Raw genomic sequence first — 18,601 nt, 5'->3', positions numbered from 1 at the left:
CACGCTTCGCGCCATGGCCGACATCGTAAACCTCCGCCAGGCCCGCAAGCAGAAGGCGCGGGACGAGAAACTGCGCGTCGCCGAACAGAACCGGGCGCTGCACGGCCGTTCCAAGGCCGAAAAGGAACGCGACCGCATGATCGCCGACAAGAGCGACAAATTCGTCGCTGGACATCGTCGCGAACCCTTTGGCGACAAAGACAACCAGAGCGTCCGACCGAAAGGCGCGCGGCGGCTTTCGGACGAATCCGATGCTTAGAGCAAAATGAGTACTCCGCAGTGAGCGCCGTCGAAAAGCGCTCGGTGACCATTCGCGGCCACCGCACCAGCTATTCGCTCGAAAAGCCCTTCTATGACGATCTCGTCGCGATCGCAGCGATCAGAAAGCTGACGCTCGCCGCTCTTGTCGCCGAAGTCGACGAGACGCGGCCCCGCGACACCAACCTGTCCTCGGCACTCCGGCTCTTTGTCCTGGAGTGGGCAAAGCGCGGCGCCGGCTAAATCTTTGTCCTTACGCACTTCCGGACGGAAAACCGCTACACACTTTTCCTCGAACCGCTCTAACTCGTTGTTTTGACACAATTCTGGACGGAAAACCGTTTCACACTTTTCCTGGAATTGCTCCTAGAGGCTCTCGACCACGTCCGCCTTTTTCCTCCGTCTGGTGCCGAAACCAAGCAGGGTCGAGCGATCGCGTTCCTCGGCCTGTTTCCTAGACCGCACGCGCATCAGATCCTTCCACCCGACATAACCGACCAGTTGCAGGCCCTCACGGGTGACGACAGGCAGATGAGAGACGTTGGCCAGCAGCAGCTTGTCGGTGAGACCCTCCAGGTACTCATCCGGATAGGCCAGCGTGATCTTGCTGCCGGCGAGCAGCTCGCCAAGCGTCGTGGTGCGGTGCCTGCCGGCCCGTCTCCAGCGCAGGATCGCCGGCGGATCGATGAGACCGAGCACATGCCCGTTCTCGTTGACGACGGGAAAACTCGGATGCCGCGTTTCCGGCGCCGTCAGGAATGCCGCCGCGCCATGCAGCGTCATCGTCGCCGGCACGCTCTCGACCTGAGAGGTCATGACCTCCCGTACTCTGGTCAGGGCGAAGGGATCGACACGGTATTCGCGAACCAGATGGTGCCCCCTTCTGGCGATCTTCTCGGTCAGGATCGAACGCTTCATCAAAAGCACGGTGACGGTGTGTGCCGCCGCACAGGCTGCGATCAGCGGCACCAGCATGTGCGTGTCGCCGGTTAGCTCGACGGCAAAGAAGGTTGCGGTCAACGGCGCCCGCATCGTGCCGCCCATGGTGGCGGCCATGGCCAGCAGCGCCCAGAAGCCTGGATCGGCCGCAGGCAGAACGCCGGCGAGCACCGCTCCCATCGCCCCACCCATGATCAGCAGCGGTGCCAGCACGCCCCCGGACGTTCCCGAACCGAGCGCCACCGACCAGATGATGGCCTTCACCACCAGGAGGATGAGTGCCGCTGTGGCGACCGTGCGGCCATCCAGCATGTCGGTGATGTTGTCATAGCCGACGCCGAGCGCCTGCGGCTCGATCAGCCCGCCTATGCCGACCACCAGGCCGCCCAGCATCGGCCACCACATCCAGTGAATGGGCAGCTTCTGGAAGCCGTCCTCGCAGGCATAGACCATCTGCGTCAGCAGCCCCGACAACAGGCCGGCCGCAATGCCGATCGAGACCCAGCCGGCAAGGCCGATGAAGGACACCTCCATGCCGCCCTGAAACGGAAAGATCGGCCCGGGCAGATGCAGCATGGTGCGCTCGACCTCGGCAATGATTGCCGCGACCGCCACGGGAATGAAGCTGCGCGGGGTCCATTCGAAGAGCAACAGTTCGACCGCCAGCATGATGGCCGCGATCGGTGTGCCGAAGACCGTGGTCATGCCGGCCGCCGCACCTGCCACCAGCAGCGTCTTGCGCTCATTGTCGCTGACTGGCAGCATTTGTGCGATCAGCGAGCCGATCGCGCCGCCCGTCATGATGATCGGCCCCTCGGCGCCGAACGGGCCGCCCGAGCCGATCGAAATCGCCGACGACAGCGGCTTCAGGATCGCAACCTTGGCGTCGAGCCTGGAACGCCCGAGCAGGATCGCCTCGATTGCCTCTGGAATGCCGTGGCCGCGGATCTTCTCGCTGCCGAAGCGCGCCATCACCCCAATGATCAGCGCGCCGATCACCGGGACGACGACAGAGGCAAGCCCGAGCGGCGTGTCCTGCAGCTTCAGATCGGCGAGCGTGAACTGGCCAAAATAGGCGATGTTGGTGGCAAGCCTGATCAGTTTCAAAAGCGCGATGCCGGCAAACAGCCCCGCCGTCGCCACCACCACGGCGATGGCGGCAACGAGCAATACCCTGGCATCGGTGGTGAAATCCCTGAGATGACCGGGATTGGAGTGATTGGGCTTCATGACGGACTTTGCTTTCTGGCGGCGAGCCGTATCTCGCGGCATGGTCGAGGCGGCCAGCCGGCTTTGTCGGCTGGCTATGTATCGTAACACGATATAAATATTCAAGTCGGTTTTGCTCGAAATCCGTTTGAGCTTTCCCGGAAAACGAACAAATGTCTGGTATGACGCAGCCGCAGAAACCTCGCCCCGCCATCAAGCAGTCCGACTACCAGCGGCTGTCCGAATTTCGCTACCTGATCCGGCGCTTCCTCGAATTCAGCCAAATCCAGGCGGAAGACGCCGGCCTGACGCCGCGCCAGCATCAGGCGCTGCTGGCAATCAAGGGATTCCCGGGCGGCGGACCGGTGACGGTTGGCGATCTGGCGGAGCGCTTGCGCATTCGCCATCACAGCGCCGTCGAGCTGATCAACCGCCTTTGCGAGGCAGGGCTGGTGGCAAGGGACCAGGACAAGGATGACCATCGCCGCGTGCTGCTGCGGCTGACCGAGCGCGCCGACGACTGTCTGGCCGAGCTGTCGGCAGCACATCTCGACGAGCTGTCGCGCATCGAACCCATGCTCAAGCGCCTGCTCGTCGGCGAGTGACGCGCCGGCGTCGTGCATTACGGCTGCGAATTATTCCTGGCACCCCGAATCCTTGGGCTTCCCGGGAACGTCTCGACAAGAGTGGGCCGGCAAGGCGAAATACGATCCAAGGAACAATCAAGATGAAACGCCATCTGATACGCTACAAGACCAAGCCGGAGCTGGCCGATGAGAACGAGCGGCTGATCAAGGCCGTGTTCCAGGAGCTGGGCGACAAATCTCCGGACGGCGTTCGCTATATGACGTTGCGGGCCGGCGACGGGACCTTTGTCCATCTGGTCGAAACGGAAACTGATGCCCATGCCGAACTCATCACCGGGCTTGCGGCATTCGAGGCCTTTCAGAACGGCATCCGCGACCGTTGCATTGAACGCCCACAACGTGAGGAAATGATCGTGGTGGGCAGCTATCGGATGCTGGGCGAGTAGTCGGGATAGAGGCGCATGAACATCCCTGGCGATATCCGCGAGCCGTTCGATCGGCTGTTCGGGGAATTGCGCCCCAAGCTGCACCGCTACTGCGCCCGCATGACGGGCTCGGCCATCGACGGTGAAGACGTGCTGCAGGAAGCCCTGGCCAAGGCGTTCGAAGCTCTGCCCAACACCGGCCCGCTAGCGAATCCGGAGGGTTGGCTGTTCCGCATCGCCCACAATGCGGCGCTTGATTTCCTGCGCCGTCGCGCCCGTGAAAAGGCCTTTTCCGATGAGGATCCGGACATGATCGTCGACCCGGCCAACCCCACCGTCGACCGTCAGGCCGCGGCCGCCGGCCTGCACACCTTCATGCGCCTTCCCGTCGCGCAGCGAAGCAGTGTCATCATGATGGACGTTCTGGGCTATTCGCTGCAGGAGATCAGCGCCATGCTCGACACCAGCATTCCGGCCATCAAGGCCGCGCTGCATCGTGGCCGCGGCCGCCTGCGCCAACTCGCCGATGAACCCGAGGATCGCCCTTCCCCCAGGCTGACTGCGTCCGAACGCCTGCTCCTCGACGCCTATATCGATCGCTTCAATGCCCGCGATTTCGATGCGGTGCGCGATATGCTTGCGGACGAGGTGCGGCTGGAACTGGTGGCCAGGGCGCGGCTGAACGGGCGCAAGGAAGTCGGCACCTACTTCCACAACTATTCGAGCGTCCAGGACTGGCGGTTCGCGCCGGGCTTCGTCGAAGGCAGGCCGGCAGTCCTTGTCTGCGATCCTAACGATCCGGCGGCGCGGCCCTCCTACTTCGTGCTGCTGGGATGGCAGGCGGGCAGGCTTGCCGCCATCCGCGATTTTCGTCACGCTCGCTACGTTGCGGACAGCGCCGAGATGTCCATCCTCTGACGCAATTGTTCGGCGCGCGGCGGCGGTCCGCGCTACTGCAACGACTTCAGCAGATTGTCGATGGTGAACGGATTGGACTTCGGCTTGGCCGGCGGCGGATTGTCGTTGGCCTCCGGCAGCGGCGCACGCTCCACCTTCGGCGCCTGCTGCGCGGCCTTGCGTTCGGCCTCGAGCCTTGCCTTTTCCTGCGAGGCGATGCGTCTCGCTTCTTCGTCTGCTTGCGCCTTGGCTGCCTCGTCGGCGGCCTGCTGCTCGGCCGCGGCCTTGGCGTCGGCCTGGGCTTTCGCTTCGGCATCGGCTTTCGCCTTTGCATCCGCTTCAGCCTGGGCCTGCGCATCTGCTTGGGCCTTTGCCCTGGCGTCGGCCTCGGCTTTCAGCCGCGCTGCTTCCTCCTGCTGGCGCAATTCCTCGGCCGCCCTGTCGCGCTCGTCCTGCAACGCCGCGTAGTAGCGCACCTCGCGCCGCAGCCGCTGCTTTTCGAGCAGGGCCGCCTGCATCGCCTCGACGCGCTGCTGTTCCCTTTCGAGCGCTCGCTGGGTCAGGAACTGTGCCAGCGGCTCGCTGTCGAACTGCCGTTTCACGGCGCCGAACGGCCCCTCGGCGGTGAAGTTCATCACCGGATCGGAGCCGACCAGCGCGTCGTCGCCGGGCCAATAGGTGATCGCTCCCTTGGCGGAAACCATGGCTGCGTTGAGGTCCGCAATGATGTCGGCGGACAAGGTTGCCGCCGGATTCTCCAGGCTGATCGGCGGTGCCCTGAGCGTGCCGCCGGCAACCGTGAAGGCGACAGATGTATCCTTGGCGGCAAAACTGCCGTCGGCGGCGATTTGCGGCGCGAAGACGGCGGTCTTGGCCGCATCGATGTCGCGCCCGATCGCATCCGCCTTGGCGAGAAACGCGTTGAACGCATCGGGATTGACGCCGGCGACCTGCAACCCCCTCAACGCCGCCGTGCCGGAGCCCGACAGAGCGGCCACCATCGCATCGACCGACTTGCCGCTGGTCGACAGTGCCGTCGAGAAATCGCCATTGCCGCTGATGCCGGCATTCGGCAGCACGGTCGCCAGATCGGCGCCCGCCAGTTTCATCTGGCCGGTGAAAAGTCCGGTGCCGTCATTGTTCTTCAATTCGAACACGCCCGTCAGCGCACCATTGAGGAATTTCGCCTTGAGGTCCGAAACCCGGATGCCTTCCTGGTCGAGCTTGAGCGAGAATCCGGCGTCATAGGCGGTGGCGAACGGCCCGGCGGCAAGCGCCGCCGTCGTCAGGTCGAGATCGGCGGTGAACGGCAGGCTGGATTTCTGGCTGAACGGAGCAGCCGGCCAGCCACCATTCTTGTCGCCCCCACTCTTATTGGCAAGAAAAGCAGAATCGCCGAACAGCGCCACAGCCATCGGATCGAGGTCAAGTTCGTCGAGCACCAGTGCGCCGGCCAGATGCGGCACGCCGTCCTTGACGTCGACATTGACGTCACCGGACACCGCCGCCTCGTTGAGGGCGCCGTTGAGATTATCCAGCACCAGCAGGCCGTTGCCATAGTCGCCCTGCGCCGCGAGTGACGCCGACATGCCAGCGCCCATTCCAGGCAGGCCGATGCCGGTCGTCATCAGCCATGGCTCGATGTCGGCGGCATCGAGGCTGAGCTTGCCTTTGACGGTAGCCCCTTGCGGCGTGTCTGCAACGGTTCCCTCGAAACCGGCCTTGAAGTCGTTGCCGGCGAGGCTGAAAGTCGTCGCCAGGCCCCCGCCAAGCGTGCCCTTGGCCTGAACGTCCGTGCTCGCCTCGCCCAGCATGCCGAGCGGCAGCGCCGGCAGGCCGTACAGCGCCAACAGCGCGGTGGCGTCGGGGTTCCTGGCGTTGAAGGTCAGCGTTACCGGCGCTTCGAGCAGCTTGTCCGCTGCTCCCTTCCCCGACAGCGACGCCGAAAAGGCCGAGCCGCCGGCCTTGCCTTGGCCGCTCACCGCCAGCCCCGTGGTGCCATCGCCATTGTCGGCGGCACTTGCCACAAGGTCGACGCGCGCATCCTGGAACAGCTCGGGATAGGCCGCTGCACGGCTCGCCAGCCCCTTAAGCACGGCATTGTCGGGATAGTGCTGGGCGGCGACGTCGACCAGCGGCTTGAGATCGACGGCAACCACCGAAGCGTCGAGCTTACCGGTTGGACTTGCCGGAAAATCCTTGATCCGGCCGGTGGCGCTGATCGAGGCGCCGGCCAGCCCGCCCAACGACAACCGGTCGATTTCAAGCAACCCGTCGCGCAGCCTCAGCGCCGTGTCGACCGTGTCGGCGGTCAGGCCGCCGGCGCTGACCGGCCCGGCCTTGATCTGGAAATCGAGGTCGCGGTCGGCAAAGCGGTTGGCGCCTTTGTCGCTGACGAAGATCGAGGCGAAGGCCGCAAGCCCGTCGACATCGAGCTCACCGCCTTCGAGCCGCATCAGCACCGACGGTTTGGCATCGTCGGGCTGGCTGGAATCGATGCTGCCGGAAAACTTCGCCTTGCCCAGGATCAATTCGAGATCGCTGAAGGCCTGGCGTTTTTCCGTGACATCGACCGTGGCCTTGAAACCGGCGGCGGGTAGACGGCGGATCGCCTCGTCGACATCCTTCGACAGCCAGGCGGCAAAGCCTGAAGGTTGCGCCACGGCCAGCAGCAGCGAGCCGGTGAAGCCGAAACGATCCTCGACGCTGAGCATGCCGTTGGCTTCCAGCGTGGTGCGGCCGGGCAGTGTCGCGGCAAGCGATTCCACCAACCAGCCGCCATCGGTCGGCTCGGCGGAAAGATGGACGTCGCGCACCGTGGTATCGCCGGCGACCACCGCCGGCAGCTTGACCTCGACGGTGCCGGGTATGGTCGGCTTCGGCAGCTCGTGCAACGCCTGTTCGAGCGCGGCGATGCGCTGGTCGAGCGTCGCGCCGGCGCCGGCCTCGGCGCCCACCGCCTCGTCGAACTGCACCTGCGCGCCACTGGCCTCGATGGCGAAGCTCGGCTTCAGGCCGAGATCGACCGAAGCCTTGCCGTCGGCGGTGTAGGGATTGTCGAGCGGTCCGGTCTCGAAGCGGAATTCGTCGACACCGAGCTTCTGGTGATCGAGCGAAAACTTACCATTCAGCCGAAAGCCTGGATCGGGCTTGCCGGCACTGACCTTCACCGTCTCGCCGTCGTTGCCACGCAACGCGGCGCTGTTCTTGTCGGCACCGGAGATCTTGAACTGGCCGGAGTAGACGGCGGCACCCTTGACGATGCCGGCATTGCCGTCGGTTTCGATGACCAGCGGATAGGCATCGGGATCAGCCTTCAGCCGAAGCCGCATCTGTCCGGTGCCTTCGGCCTTTCCAGTGGACGCGACGACCGTGGTGCGAAGACCGTCGAGCCGCAGTGTACCGTCCATGCGCCATGGCCCGGCCAGCGACTTGGCCGAGATCGTCGAATTGATCTCCGAGATGAGATGGCTGCGCCCACCAGCGGCATGGCTGAGTTTGATCTGCCCTTCCGTCACCGTCAGCTTTTCGATCGAGATCTGGTTGAGGTCGAAGGGCGAGGATGGCCGCATCGCCCAGTCGACGGTACCGTTGCTGGCAATATCGATGGTCGCTTTCGGCCGCACCAGCCGCATGTCGAAGATCAGCACCTCGCCACGCAGGAAGGGCGCCAGCTCCGCATCCATCGAAAACGTCTCGACGGTCATGGCAGGTTGGCCATTCGGGCCACCGGCGACGGTGACGTTGGAAAAGGTCACCGAGGGAAACGGCAACAGCCGCGCCGTGGCATCGCCCTGCACCGTCACCTTGCGGCCAAGGATGGCGCTGGCCTCCCGCTCGAATTCGGCGCGGTAGCCGGTCCAGTCGATAAAATACGGCACCACCAGCGCCGCACACAGCACCAGCACGAACAGGCCACCGAAGATCACGAACAGGCGAGCGAGCATCAGCTCCGAACGGGTTGATTGAAATTCTGCCGCACTCTACCTGCATCCGCGTGTCGATAAAGAGGCAATTCATCCAGTGTTGCGTGATGTCTCATCCGCAGCTGCGTGATGTCTCATCCGCAGTTGCGTGATCTCGGGTGATCTGAAACAAATCCTGGAAAAAGCGGAGATATTTCGGATGTCAGGGAAGAACTGGGACCGCGTGCCGATCGATGCCCAAAGCGTCGACGCTCCATTGTCGTTGTCGGCCGTCTTTCTTGTCGTCACTGTCGCAAGCGAGCAGAGCGCTCTCGTCAAGGTCGCGGCCGTGCTCGGCGGGCTTGACGATCTCGTCAAGACTGTCGGATTTCGCGACCTTTCCGGCCGGCTGTCCTGCATTGCCGGCATCGGCCGCGAGCTCTGGGATCGTCTCTCTCCAGACCGGCGGCCGCTGGAACTGAGATCGTTTGCGCCGATCAAGGGTGCGGTTCATTCGGCGCCGTCGACGGCGGGCGACCTTCTCTTCCACATCCGGTCCGAGCGCCCCGATATGTGCTTCGAGTTCGAGCGCATTTTGCTCGACAGCCTTGGCGACGGCGTGACGGTCGTCGACGAGGTCTCGGGTTTCCGCTATTTCGATGCGCGTGACCTGCTCGGCTTTGTCGACGGCACGGCCAACCCGACCGGTCTCGATCTGCCTGCCTCGGCGCTCGTCGGCGACGAAGATGCCGACTTCGCCGGCGGCAGCTATGTCGTCGTTCAGAAATATCTGCACGATCTCGATGCGTGGGCGCGAACGCCAACGCCCCTCCAAGAAGAGATCATCGGCCGCACCAAGATCGACAACATCGAAATCGATGACGACGACGCGCCGCGCAAATCGCACAAGTCGCTTGCCACCATCGAGGATGCCGATGGCAACGAATACGACATCCTGCGCGACAACATGCCTTTCGGCCAGCCGGGGCGACGGGAATTCGGAACCTATTTTATCGGCTATAGCAGGTATCTCTGGGTGATCGAGAAGATGCTGCAGCGAATGTACATCGGTGACCCGCCGGGCGCTTACGACCGGTTGCTCGATTTCTCCACGCCGCACACCGGGACCACGTTCTTCGCGCCAACTCGCCCTATGCTGCAAACGCTTGTTCAGGGCGCGCAGGAGAAGCCTGCATCAACTGCGCCGCAGAAGCCTGTCGAGTAAGCGAACCAGTTTGACCTAGCGCATGGGCGCCTGGTGACCGGCAGCCGACATCTAATGGCCGACGCCCGGCAATATCTTGCCGGGGTTCATGATATCAAGCGGATCGAGCGCCTGCTTGATGGTGCGCATGATGTCGACGCCGTGGCCGAGTTCGTGACGCAGGAAGCCGATCTTGCCCTGGCCGATACCGTGCTCGCCGGTGCAGGTCCCATCCATGGCGATCGCCCGCATGTTGAGCCGCGCGACAAATTTTTCCGACAGCGCGATCTCCTTGGGGTTGTCGACGTCCATCAGCACCAGCACGTGAAAATTGCCGTCGCCGGCATGGCCGACGATCGGCGCGATCAGCCCCATCTCGGCGATGTCGGCTTCGGTCTCGGTGACGCATTCGGCAAAGCGCGAGATCGGCACGCAGACATCGGTCGACAGCCCTTTGGCGCCCGGCCGCAGCGTCAGCGACGACCAGTAGGCGTCGTGCCTCGCCTTCCACAATTTTGTCCGCTCCTCGGCGACACTGGTCCACAGGAACGGGCCGCCGCCATTCTCCTCGGCAATCATGCCGAAGGTCTCGGCCTGCTCGGCAACGCCGGCGTCGCTGCCATGGAATTCGACGAACAGGCACGGGCTCTCGGGATAGTCGAGTTTCGAATAATTCTTCATCGCCCGCATCTGCAGTGCGTTGACCAGTTCGATGCGCGCCACCGGAATGCCCATCTGGATCGTCGCGATGACCGTGTTGCAGGCCGCCTCGACACTCGGGAAGGGACAGACGCCGCCGGAGATGGCTTGCGGAATGCCTTGCAGCTTCAGTGTCAGCGACGTGATGATGCCAAGCGTGCCTTCCGAGCCGACCAGCAATCGCGTCAAATCGTAGCCGGCCGAGCTCTTTTTCGCGCGCTTGCCGGTCGTCACCGTCTCGCCGTCGGCCATGACCGCGGTCAGCGACAGCACGTTCTCGCGCATCGTGCCATAGCGCACCGCATTGGTGCCGGACGCCCGCGTCGCCGCCATGCCGCCGAGCGAGGCATTGGCGCCCGGATCGATCGGAAAGAACAGGCCGGTGTCGCGCAAATGCCGGTTCAAATCCTCGCGTGTGACGCCGGGTTCGACCGTGCAGTCGAGATCCTGCGGATTGACCGCCAGGATACGGTTCATTCGCGAAGTATCGACCGAGATGCCGCCGCCCGGCGCATTGGTGTGGCCTTCGAGCGATGAGCCGACGCCGAAGGCGATCACCGGCACCCGATACGCGGCGCAGGCGCGCACGATCTCCTGCACCTCGGCGGTCGTCTCCGGGAAGGCGACGCCATCCGGCGCCTGCGTCGGAATATAGGTGGTGGTGTGGGCGTGCTGGGAGCGGATGGCCTGGCCGGTCTGGAAGCGCTCGCCGAGCCGCTGCTTGAGGATGCCGAGCACGGCCGCAATGCCCTCCTCGTTGCGTTCGACCGGATTGAGGTCGCTCAGAGCCATGAATTCCTCCGCGAATGGACCAGCGCGCACCCTTGTTGTGCATCTATGGATGATGCGCTCGGCAATTCCAGGGAAGGCGTGGAGCGGCTTTCCATCGGAATTGCGTCAAACAAGGAGATAGAGCAGTTCGGCGTTTCCGTGAAACGATGAACCGATCTAGTCTCACCGACAACAGTCTGTCCAGCACCAGAACAAGGAAGTTTCGATGCCCATCCCCGCCCCCTTCGTCTCCCAATCCATGGACATCGAGAAGGACTGGATCGACTACAACGGCCATCTCAACATGGCCTATTACAACGTGCTGTTCGACCGCTGCTCGGACGACGCCTTCGAGGCAATGGGCATGGGGCCGAACTACGCCAGAGACCGCCGCCTCACCATCTACACGGCGGAAGTCCATGTCTGCTACGTGCAAGAGTTGCATCTCGAGCACAAGGTCACCGTCACCTTCCAGCTGATCGACCATGACGACAAGCGACTGCGGGTCTACCAGGAAATCCGCCATGTCGACGGCTGGCTCGCCGCCACCTCGGAATCGCTTTCGCTGCATGTCGACATGGCCGGGCCGAAGGTGGCGCCGTTCCCCGCCGATGTGCTTGCCAAGATCGAAGCCATGCGTGCCGCCCATTCGGCACTGCCTATGCCGGAGCGCGCCGGCCGTTCGATCGGGATTCGCCGCAAGACCGCTTGAAGCGACACGACGGCCACGTTAACCTTACCGAGGTTTTAACGGGAACAAGCCAATTGAGCCATTGAACGACTCAGCGGAGCGGTCGAGAACGATGCTCATGGGTTGCGATACGGCGGCGGGCGAAGCCGGTTCGAGGGACGTGCATGAAAACCGACATCAAGGTCGAAGTGGACAGGCTCGTGGCCGATCCGCGCATCACCGACTATGATTTCTGGCGCTCGCTCAAGAACGTCAACAACGAGATCTTCCACATCGCCAACAACAACGAGCCGATCCCGTTCGACATGATCCGCTGGCGCGCCATCCTGAAGCAGGCGCGCATGAGGCGCGGACACGCTTAAAGCCTTCGGACCGACATCCTCGCCCTCAAGACCGGCCTCGCCCTCAAGATTGGCGCTTCACCGCTCCCAGCGGCGAGCGTGCCACCACCGGTGACGACTGGATGATCGCCGTGTTGGTCATCGCGTAGGGAATGATGCGGTCGATCACCCGTTCGAGCTCGGCCACCGAGCCGACATGCGCCAGCGCGATGAAACAATCCTCGCCGGTCACCCGGTCGCATTGCGCAATCTCCGGCAGGTCGCGGATGATCTCGGCGACCACAGCCAGTTGCCCCGGCACCGGACGGATGCGCAGCCATGCCGATAGCGGCAGGCCAAGTGCGGCAGGGTTGATCCTGATCGAATAGGCCTCGATCACGCCACTCTCCTGCAGCCGCTTGATGCGCTCGGCGACACTCGGCGCCGACAGGCCGACCGAGCGTGCAAGCTCCGCCGTGCTGATGCGCGCGTCCTTTTCCAGCAGCCGCAGGATCTTCATGTCCGCCGCATCGAGGTCGGCGCTTTCAGTTCGAAGGCGTTTCATCGAAAACTCCTTGCATCCGGGCGAAACCTAGCCTGCAGAGCCAATCATCCCCCATATAAATCGACAAAACTGCCTGCGATACTGATCCGATGGATGATCAAACGCAAGCTCTCGCGGCAAGCCCTGCCCCTGCCGGCCCTGTCCAGGGCGGGCTGGCGACGAGACTGCCGCCACATGTCTGGTTCGGCGTCAGCGCCGTGTTCCATTATCTCGGGCCGGCATTCGCCGTGCTGCTGTTCCCGCATGTCGGCGTGCTCGGCATGGCGTGGCTGCGCATCGCCACCGCCGCCCTGGTCTTCGCGCCGCTGACCCGGCCTTGGCGAACCTTCGCCCGCGCCAATCGCTCGACACGGCTGCTGCTGCTGGCCTTCGGCGCCTGCCTGGCGGTGATGAACTGTTCGTTCTACCTGGCGCTCGACCGCTTGCCGATCTCGCTGGTGGCGGCGATCGAATTTGTCGGCACCATCGGCATTGCGCTGATCGGCCTCAGGAGCCCGCGCAATCTTGCCGCCCTTGCCATTGCCGTCACCGGCACATTGCTGCTCATCGACGTCAAGTGGTCGAGCGATCCGCTTGGCCTGTTCTGGGCCTTCCTCAACGGCGCGCTGTTCGTCGGCTACATCGTGCTCGGCCACCGCGTCGCCCGCACGGGCGCAGGCGACGGCATAGCGGGCCTCGGCGCGGCCATGGCCATCGCCTTCATCGTCGTGCTGCCGATCGGCCTCACCGACGCGCTGCCGGCCTTCTTCTCGCCATTGCTGTTGCTCGCCGCCATCGGCGTCGGCATCTGCTCGTCGGTCATTCCCTACATCTGCGACCAGCTCGCCATGTCGCGGCTGCCACGCGCGAGCTTCGCCCTGATGCTGTCGCTGCTGCCGGTCACCGCGACGCTGATAGGGGTCATCGTGCTGCGCCAGATTCCGAGCCTGACCGATTGCCTCGGCATTGCGCTGGTCGTCGCCGGCGTTGCCTTCCACAAGCCGGCGCGCTGAAACAATCGGTGCCGCGGATCGGCTACCCTAGCTTCTCCTTCAAGAAAGCGATCGTGCGCCCCCAGGCGAGGTCGGCCGCCTTCTTGTCGTAGCGCGCCGCCGAGGTGTCGTTGTTGAAGGCGTGGTTGGCGCCTTCATAGACATAGACCGTGTATTCGACATGCGCGGCATCAAGCTCCTTCTTGAAGGCGTCGATGCCGGCATTGGTGCGCTCGTCCAGCCCGGCATAGTGCAGCAGCAATGCAGCCTTGATCTTCGACACATCGGCGGCCTTCGGCTGCATGCCGTAATAAGCGACGGAGGCGCTGAGATCGGGCGCGTTGACGGCCAACATGTTTGCCGTGCCACCGCCCCAGCAGAAGCCGACGGCGCCGACCTTGCCGTTGCCGTCCTTTTCGGCCTTGAGGAAAGCGACCGTTGCCTCCCCGTTGGCGACGGTCTGCGCGGAATCCAGTTTGGTGAACATGTCGCGCGCCTTGTCCTCGTCATCAGGCGTGCCGCCTAACGGCGACAGGAAGTCCGGCGCCAGCGCCACGAACCCTTCGAGCGCCACGCGCCGCGCCACATCGCGTATATGCGAGTTGAGCCCCCTGTTCTCGTGGATGACGATGACGGTGCCGAGCTTGCCAGACTGGTTCGCCGGCTTGACCAGATAGCCCTTCATCTCGCCGCTGCTGCCGGGATATGTGACGTCCTCGCCCTTCACGCGTGGATCGTTGTCGGCGACGATTGCCGCTTGCGCCGAATTTGCCGCCAAAAGCGGTGCGATCGCGGCCGCGGCGGCACCCGATCCGGCAAGCCGGGTCAGTTGCTCCATGAAGCGGCGGCGGTCGAGCGTCAGATGGGTGTATTCATCATAGGCGTCGATCATCGCCTGGGTGATGGCAGGTTTCGTCATGGGCGCGCTCCTTCGATCCGCTTTGGTACCGATCGCAAGATAGGAGCGAGGCTCCTGTCGTCCAGTCACGGCTCGGTGACACTCGTCCTCCCTCGCAATTGGCTGGAGGCTCCCAGCATCATCACGTTTTGGTCATCGGCGACAATCTTGATGGCGCTGCCACAATAGTGGAGGACACTGACCGACGTCGGCCGCGCCTCGGCGCGGTCACAGTCCTGATCTGAAGGCCGATCTGGAAAAGGAACGACGCCAATGACCATGCCCTCGCCAATCCTGGCAACCGCCTTCCTGTTTGCCGCGACCGCTATTCCAGCGCTGCGTGCGACGATTGTTGCCGCAAGTCGAAGGTCCATGATCAAGGTTCGCATCCGCCCGCGCCATCCGGCAAACACGAAAACCCAGGGTTGAGGTGAAGTCATGGACGTACAGGACATCGTGAACACTGTTTCGCAGAAGGTCGGTCTCGACCAGGCGACGACGGAAAAGGTTGTCGGCACCATTTTCTCGGTGCTCGAGCACGAAGCGGAAGGCACCAGCGCCTCCTCGTTCTTCGCCAAGATCCCCGGCGCCGATGCGTTGGCCCAGAAGTATGACGTCATGGCCGCCGCTCCGGCCGGCGGTGGCGGCTTTCTGTCGTCGCTGCAGGGCGCGCTTGGCGGCGTTCTCGGCGAGAAAGCCGGCGCGCTGGTCAACGGCGTTGCGGCCCTCAAGGCATCGGGCCTCGACATGGCGCAGATCCAGAAGGCGGGCGCAACGCTGATCCAGCAGGCCGAAGCCGCCGCCGGCCCCGACCTGACCAATGAGGTGCTCGGCTCGGTGCCCGGCCTGAAGAGCCATCTCGGCATCAGCTGAGGCGTCGATCCGTCAAGACAGTGCCGTCCTGAAGTAGCCTCCCCTACTTCGGCAGCGCGTAGGCCATCACATAGTCGCCCGGCTTTGTGCCGACCGAGCCGTGGCCGCCGGCAACGATAACCACGAACTGGCGTCCGTCGGCGACCGTATAGGTCATCGGCGTCGATTGCCCGCCGGCCGGCAGTCGCGCCTGCCAGAGCTGCTTGCCCGTTGTCAGGTCGTAGGCGCGCAGATAATCGTCGACCGCGGCGCCCAGGAAGGCGACGCCGCCGGCGGTGATCATCGGTCCGCCAATGCCCGGCACCCCGACCTTCAGTGGCAATGGCAGCGGCGTCATGTCGTAGACGGTGCCGTTGCGATGCTTGTAGGCGATGGTGCCGGTCCGCAGATCCACACCCGCGACATAGCCCCAGGGCGGCGCCTGACAGGGAATGCCGAGCGGCGACAGGAACGGCCCCATCACCACGGCATAGGGAGCGCCGTCATTGCGGTTCAGCCCCTGCTCGCTGCCCTTGGTGTCGCTGCCGGGCGGCGGCACGTCCGCGCGCGGGACGAGTCTCGACGTGAAGGCCAGATAGGTCGGCATGCCGAACAGCACCTGCCGCACCGGATCGACCGCGACGCCACCCCAGTTGAAGGTGCCGAAATTGCCGGGATAGATCAGTGACCCCTGCACTGAAGGCGGTGTGTAACGGCCTTCATAGCGCAATTTGTGCAACGCGATCCGGCAGGCCAGCTGGTCGAACATGGTGATGCCCCACATGTCGGCGTCGGTCAGCGGCTTGGGATTGAAGGAGAGGTCCGACGCTGGCTGCGTTGGCGCGCTGTGGTCACCCTCGATGGCGCCGCCGGGCGCCGGCACTTCCTTGACCGCAACCACCGGCTCGCCGGTACGGCGGTCAAGCACATAGAGGTCGCCCTGCTTGGTCGGCCCGACCAGCGCCGGCACCACCGTGCCGTCGGCCTTGGTGATGTCGATCAGGCTCGGCTGCGCCGGCACGTCCATATCCCAGAGGTCGTGGTGCACGGTCTGCCGCACCCAGCGCAACTGCCCGGTGTTGAGGTCGAGCGCGGTGATCGAGGACGAGAACTTCTCGACATTGTCGCTGCGCCCGGCGCCGAGCTGGTCCGGCGTCTGGTTGCCGAGCGGCACGTAGAGCAGGCCGAGCTTCTCGTCGGCGCTCGGCGTCGACCACATGTTGGGCGAGTTGGCGGTATAGGTCTGGCCCGCCGCCAGCGGCGTCGTCTGGTCCGGATTGCCCGAATCCCAGTTCCACACCAGGGCGCCGGTGTTGACATCATAGGCGCGGATGACGCCGGACGGCTCCTGCGTCGAATAATTGTCGTTGACGGCGCCGCCGACGATGATCTTGCCGCCCGATACCAACGGCGCCGAGGTCGAATAGTAATAGCCCGACTTCGGATAGGGCATATTGGTCAGCAGGTTCAGCGTGCCGCCCTCGGCGAAGGCCGGACAGACCTGCCCGTTGGCAGCGTCGAGCGCGATCAGCCGCGCATCCGAGGTCGGCAGGTAGACCCGGGTCGCGCAGGGCTGGCCGGCGGCGATGGCGGCGTCGGCATAATAGGACACGCCGCGGCAGGTCTGGTGCTGGCGGTCCTTGTCGAGCTTGATCTTGGGATCGTAGCGCCATTTCTCCTTGCCGCTCGCCGCATCGACCGCGATGGCGAAATTGTGCGGCGTGCAGATGTAGAGCGTGTCGCCGATCTTCAGCGGTGTCACCTGATACGTCGTCTCGCTGATATCGTCCGGCCCTTTCACGTCGCCGGTGCGATAGGTCCAGGCCGGCTGCAGCTTGGCGACATTGTCCGGCGTGATCTGGTCGAGCGGCGAATAGCGTTGGCCAAACTGCGTTCGTCCGTAATAGTGCCACTCACCGGCCGGCACATCGTTGCCGAGATTGGCATTGGGGATCACCTTGTCGGTGTCGAGCTCGCCGGCAATGTCCTTCGGATCCGCTGTCATTGAATAACCGGCGACCGCCAGCGACGCCAGCACGGCAAGGATCAGCGGCGCGCGTGCGTCAGGGCCGGTAATCCCCCGCCGCGCCCACGGCGTCAGCAGCCACAGTGCAACCAGCACAATGATGCCGCCGCGCGGGCCGAGTTCCCACCAGTCAAAGCCGGTTTCCCAGACTGCCCAGGCCAGTGTGCCGATCACGATCGCCGCGTAGAGCCACAGCGCGGTGGACCGGCGCCGGTAGAGCAGCCAGGCGGCGATCAGGAAGGCGAGGCCGACGATGATATAGTACCAGCTGCCGCCCAGCGAAGCCAAGCGGATGCCGCCGCCGCCAAGCACCAGACCGATCAGAAAAAGGATGAGGGAGGTGATCGTGACAGCCAAGATGATACTCCTTCGACTGTTGCGTTTTGCGACGCCCAAGGACAGCCCGATGCACCCGTTCCTGCCCTCCGCACAGCTTTCTCCCGCCCGCCCCGCCTGTCAAGGCGACGCACACGCCAAGGTGGCAATCCATCTTGCCTGCGGTCGGGTTTTCCAGCAGTCTCAATCATCTCTCCGCAGGAGCAAGCAAATGACGTCGTTCGTTCCGCCGCTGACGCGCCTGATGCTTGCACTCTGTTGCCTTGTCTCTCTCACCGTGGCTGCGCCTGCGCAGACGCTGCATGAGATCAACAAGGCGAACGGCTTTCACGAGATGCTGATGGCTATCGGCCCGGGTTTCATCGCAGCCGTGAAATCGGCGCCGGAAACGCCGCCGCAAAAAGTCCAGGACGCCCTGGCGGCGGCCATGGAAGGCGCTTTTGACGCGGACAAGATGGAGGCAGCCACCGAAGCGCGAATGGCGGACAAACTGCCCGCCAGTGAATTGTCCGACCTGGCCACGTTCTATGCGTCGCCCCTTGGCAAACATGTCACGGCGCTGGAAATCCAGGCTTCAACGCCGGAAGAAAGGCAACGCAAGACGATCGAAGGTCCAAAGATCCTGGGCGAACTTCCATCCAGGGATCCGGCTCGGCTCGCACTGTACAAGAAGCTCGTGGACGATCTCAGCGCTGTCGACACCGGAGAAGCCGTGGCCTTGAACATGGGCTATGCAATGCTTTCCGAGATGCTGGGAGCGGCCGGAAAGCCCCTGCCCGACGACCAGATCATGGCCCTGCTGCGTCAGCGATCCGAAGGCCTTCGCCATGACATCGAAACGGACGTCATGGCATCGGTGGCCTACATGTACCGGGATCTGCCGCTTGACGATCTCAAGCTTTACGCGACCTTCCTGGCGTCACCCGCCGGTCGCCGCTATTACGACCAGATGCAGGTCGCCCTCGGCGCCGTGATGACGGACGAGGCGCGCTCATTCGGACATCGATTTTTCGTCGCCCTCGGTTATCGCAAGGCCTGAACAGCCCAT

The 18,601-nt window shown here is 63.9% G+C and carries 18 protein-coding genes; 12 read left to right on the top strand and 6 right to left on the bottom strand.

Annotation, left to right across the window (positions count from 1 at the left end; translation table 11 throughout):
* The first annotated feature begins 13 nt into the window (after nt 1-13).
* Nucleotides 14-259: a DUF4169 family protein gene (locus tag AC1DZU_RS18225; protein WP_477286963.1), complete on the top strand. Its 246-nt coding sequence runs from the start codon at nt 14-16 to the stop codon at nt 257-259.
* Between the two features lie 20 nt (nt 260-279).
* Nucleotides 280-501 (top strand): ribbon-helix-helix domain-containing protein, encoded by a 222-nt coding sequence (locus AC1DZU_RS18220; protein ID WP_477286961.1) that lies wholly within the window; start codon nt 280-282, stop codon nt 499-501.
* 123 nt (nt 502-624) lie between these two features.
* On the opposite strand, the gene AC1DZU_RS18215 is transcribed toward AC1DZU_RS18220, so the two are convergent.
* Entirely contained in the window at nt 625-2,427 is a 1,803-nt protein-coding gene (locus tag AC1DZU_RS18215) for a chloride channel protein (RefSeq protein WP_477286959.1), read from the bottom strand.
* 152 nt (nt 2,428-2,579) lie between these two features.
* Here AC1DZU_RS18215 and AC1DZU_RS18210 point away from each other — a divergent pair, with 152 nt between their 5' ends.
* From AC1DZU_RS18210 to AC1DZU_RS18200, 3 genes are all read left to right on the top strand, one after another.
* Nucleotides 2,580-3,011, top strand: a complete 432-nt coding sequence (locus AC1DZU_RS18210; protein WP_477286957.1) for a MarR family winged helix-turn-helix transcriptional regulator — start codon at nt 2,580-2,582, stop codon at nt 3,009-3,011.
* A 122-nt stretch (nt 3,012-3,133) separates the two neighbouring features.
* Nucleotides 3,134-3,439: a hypothetical protein gene (locus AC1DZU_RS18205; RefSeq protein WP_477286955.1), complete on the top strand. Its 306-nt coding sequence runs from the start codon at nt 3,134-3,136 to the stop codon at nt 3,437-3,439.
* Nucleotides 3,440-3,454: 15 nt separating this feature from the next.
* A complete protein-coding gene (locus tag AC1DZU_RS18200) occupies nt 3,455-4,336 on the top strand; it encodes a sigma-70 family RNA polymerase sigma factor (RefSeq protein ID WP_477286953.1) in 882 nt (293 codons plus the stop codon).
* 32 nt (nt 4,337-4,368) lie between these two features.
* Here AC1DZU_RS18200 and AC1DZU_RS18195 read toward each other — a convergent pair whose 3' ends face one another.
* The gene (locus AC1DZU_RS18195; protein ID WP_477286951.1) at nt 4,369-8,262 is read right to left on the bottom strand and encodes an AsmA family protein; all 3,894 of its coding nucleotides are present in this window, start codon (nt 8,260-8,262) and stop codon (nt 4,369-4,371) included.
* Nucleotides 8,263-8,440: 178 nt separating this feature from the next.
* Between AC1DZU_RS18195 and AC1DZU_RS18190 the strand changes: the two genes are divergently transcribed.
* On the top strand, nt 8,441-9,445 hold the full coding sequence (locus tag AC1DZU_RS18190; protein ID WP_477286949.1) for a Dyp-type peroxidase: 1,005 nt from the start codon (nt 8,441-8,443) through the stop codon (nt 9,443-9,445).
* Nucleotides 9,446-9,496: 51 nt separating this feature from the next.
* Here AC1DZU_RS18190 and AC1DZU_RS18185 read toward each other — a convergent pair whose 3' ends face one another.
* Nucleotides 9,497-10,915, bottom strand: coding sequence for an FAD-binding oxidoreductase (locus AC1DZU_RS18185; RefSeq protein ID WP_477286947.1), 1,419 nt, complete (start codon nt 10,913-10,915; stop codon nt 9,497-9,499).
* Between the two features lie 205 nt (nt 10,916-11,120).
* On the opposite strand from AC1DZU_RS18185, the gene AC1DZU_RS18180 reads away from it, so the two are divergent.
* On the top strand, nt 11,121-11,606 hold the full coding sequence (locus AC1DZU_RS18180) for a thioesterase family protein (RefSeq protein ID WP_477286945.1): 486 nt from the start codon (nt 11,121-11,123) through the stop codon (nt 11,604-11,606).
* Nucleotides 11,607-11,749: 143 nt separating this feature from the next.
* Nucleotides 11,750-11,947 carry a hypothetical protein gene (locus AC1DZU_RS18175; protein WP_184873377.1) on the top strand — a complete coding sequence of 66 codons (198 nt, stop codon included), beginning with the start codon at nt 11,750-11,752 and terminating at the stop codon, nt 11,945-11,947.
* 43 nt (nt 11,948-11,990) lie between these two features.
* Here the strand turns inward: AC1DZU_RS18175 and AC1DZU_RS18170 are convergent, their stop codons facing one another.
* Nucleotides 11,991-12,470 (bottom strand): Lrp/AsnC family transcriptional regulator, encoded by a 480-nt coding sequence (locus AC1DZU_RS18170; protein ID WP_477286942.1) that lies wholly within the window; start codon nt 12,468-12,470, stop codon nt 11,991-11,993.
* Between the two features lie 89 nt (nt 12,471-12,559).
* On the opposite strand from AC1DZU_RS18170, the gene AC1DZU_RS18165 reads away from it, so the two are divergent.
* Nucleotides 12,560-13,462, top strand: a complete 903-nt coding sequence (locus AC1DZU_RS18165; RefSeq protein ID WP_477286940.1) for an EamA family transporter — start codon at nt 12,560-12,562, stop codon at nt 13,460-13,462.
* 22 nt (nt 13,463-13,484) lie between these two features.
* On the opposite strand, the gene AC1DZU_RS18160 is transcribed toward AC1DZU_RS18165, so the two are convergent.
* Nucleotides 13,485-14,360, bottom strand: coding sequence for a dienelactone hydrolase family protein (locus tag AC1DZU_RS18160; RefSeq protein WP_477286938.1), 876 nt, complete (start codon nt 14,358-14,360; stop codon nt 13,485-13,487).
* 252 nt (nt 14,361-14,612) lie between these two features.
* Between AC1DZU_RS18160 and AC1DZU_RS18155 the strand changes: the two genes are divergently transcribed.
* Both AC1DZU_RS18155 and AC1DZU_RS18150 read left to right on the top strand, forming a co-directional pair.
* Nucleotides 14,613-14,768, top strand: coding sequence for a hypothetical protein (locus AC1DZU_RS18155; protein WP_184873372.1), 156 nt, complete (start codon nt 14,613-14,615; stop codon nt 14,766-14,768).
* A gap of 9 nt (nt 14,769-14,777) precedes the next feature.
* Entirely contained in the window at nt 14,778-15,212 is a 435-nt protein-coding gene (locus AC1DZU_RS18150) for a hypothetical protein (protein WP_477286936.1), read from the top strand.
* A 43-nt stretch (nt 15,213-15,255) separates the two neighbouring features.
* On the opposite strand, the gene AC1DZU_RS18145 is transcribed toward AC1DZU_RS18150, so the two are convergent.
* Nucleotides 15,256-17,574: a glucose/quinate/shikimate family membrane-bound PQQ-dependent dehydrogenase gene (locus tag AC1DZU_RS18145; protein WP_477286934.1), complete on the bottom strand. Its 2,319-nt coding sequence runs from the start codon at nt 17,572-17,574 to the stop codon at nt 15,256-15,258.
* Between AC1DZU_RS18145 and AC1DZU_RS18140 the strand changes: the two genes are divergently transcribed.
* On the top strand, nt 17,564-18,592 hold the full coding sequence (locus AC1DZU_RS18140) for a DUF2059 domain-containing protein (RefSeq protein WP_477286932.1): 1,029 nt from the start codon (nt 17,564-17,566) through the stop codon (nt 18,590-18,592). The genes AC1DZU_RS18145 and AC1DZU_RS18140 overlap by 11 nt on opposite strands.
* The last annotated feature ends 9 nt before the right edge of the window (nt 18,593-18,601 follow it).

Source organism: Mesorhizobium sp. P2_A12 (assembly GCF_056405075.1).
This window is presented reverse-complemented; position numbering and strand designations above follow the sequence as displayed.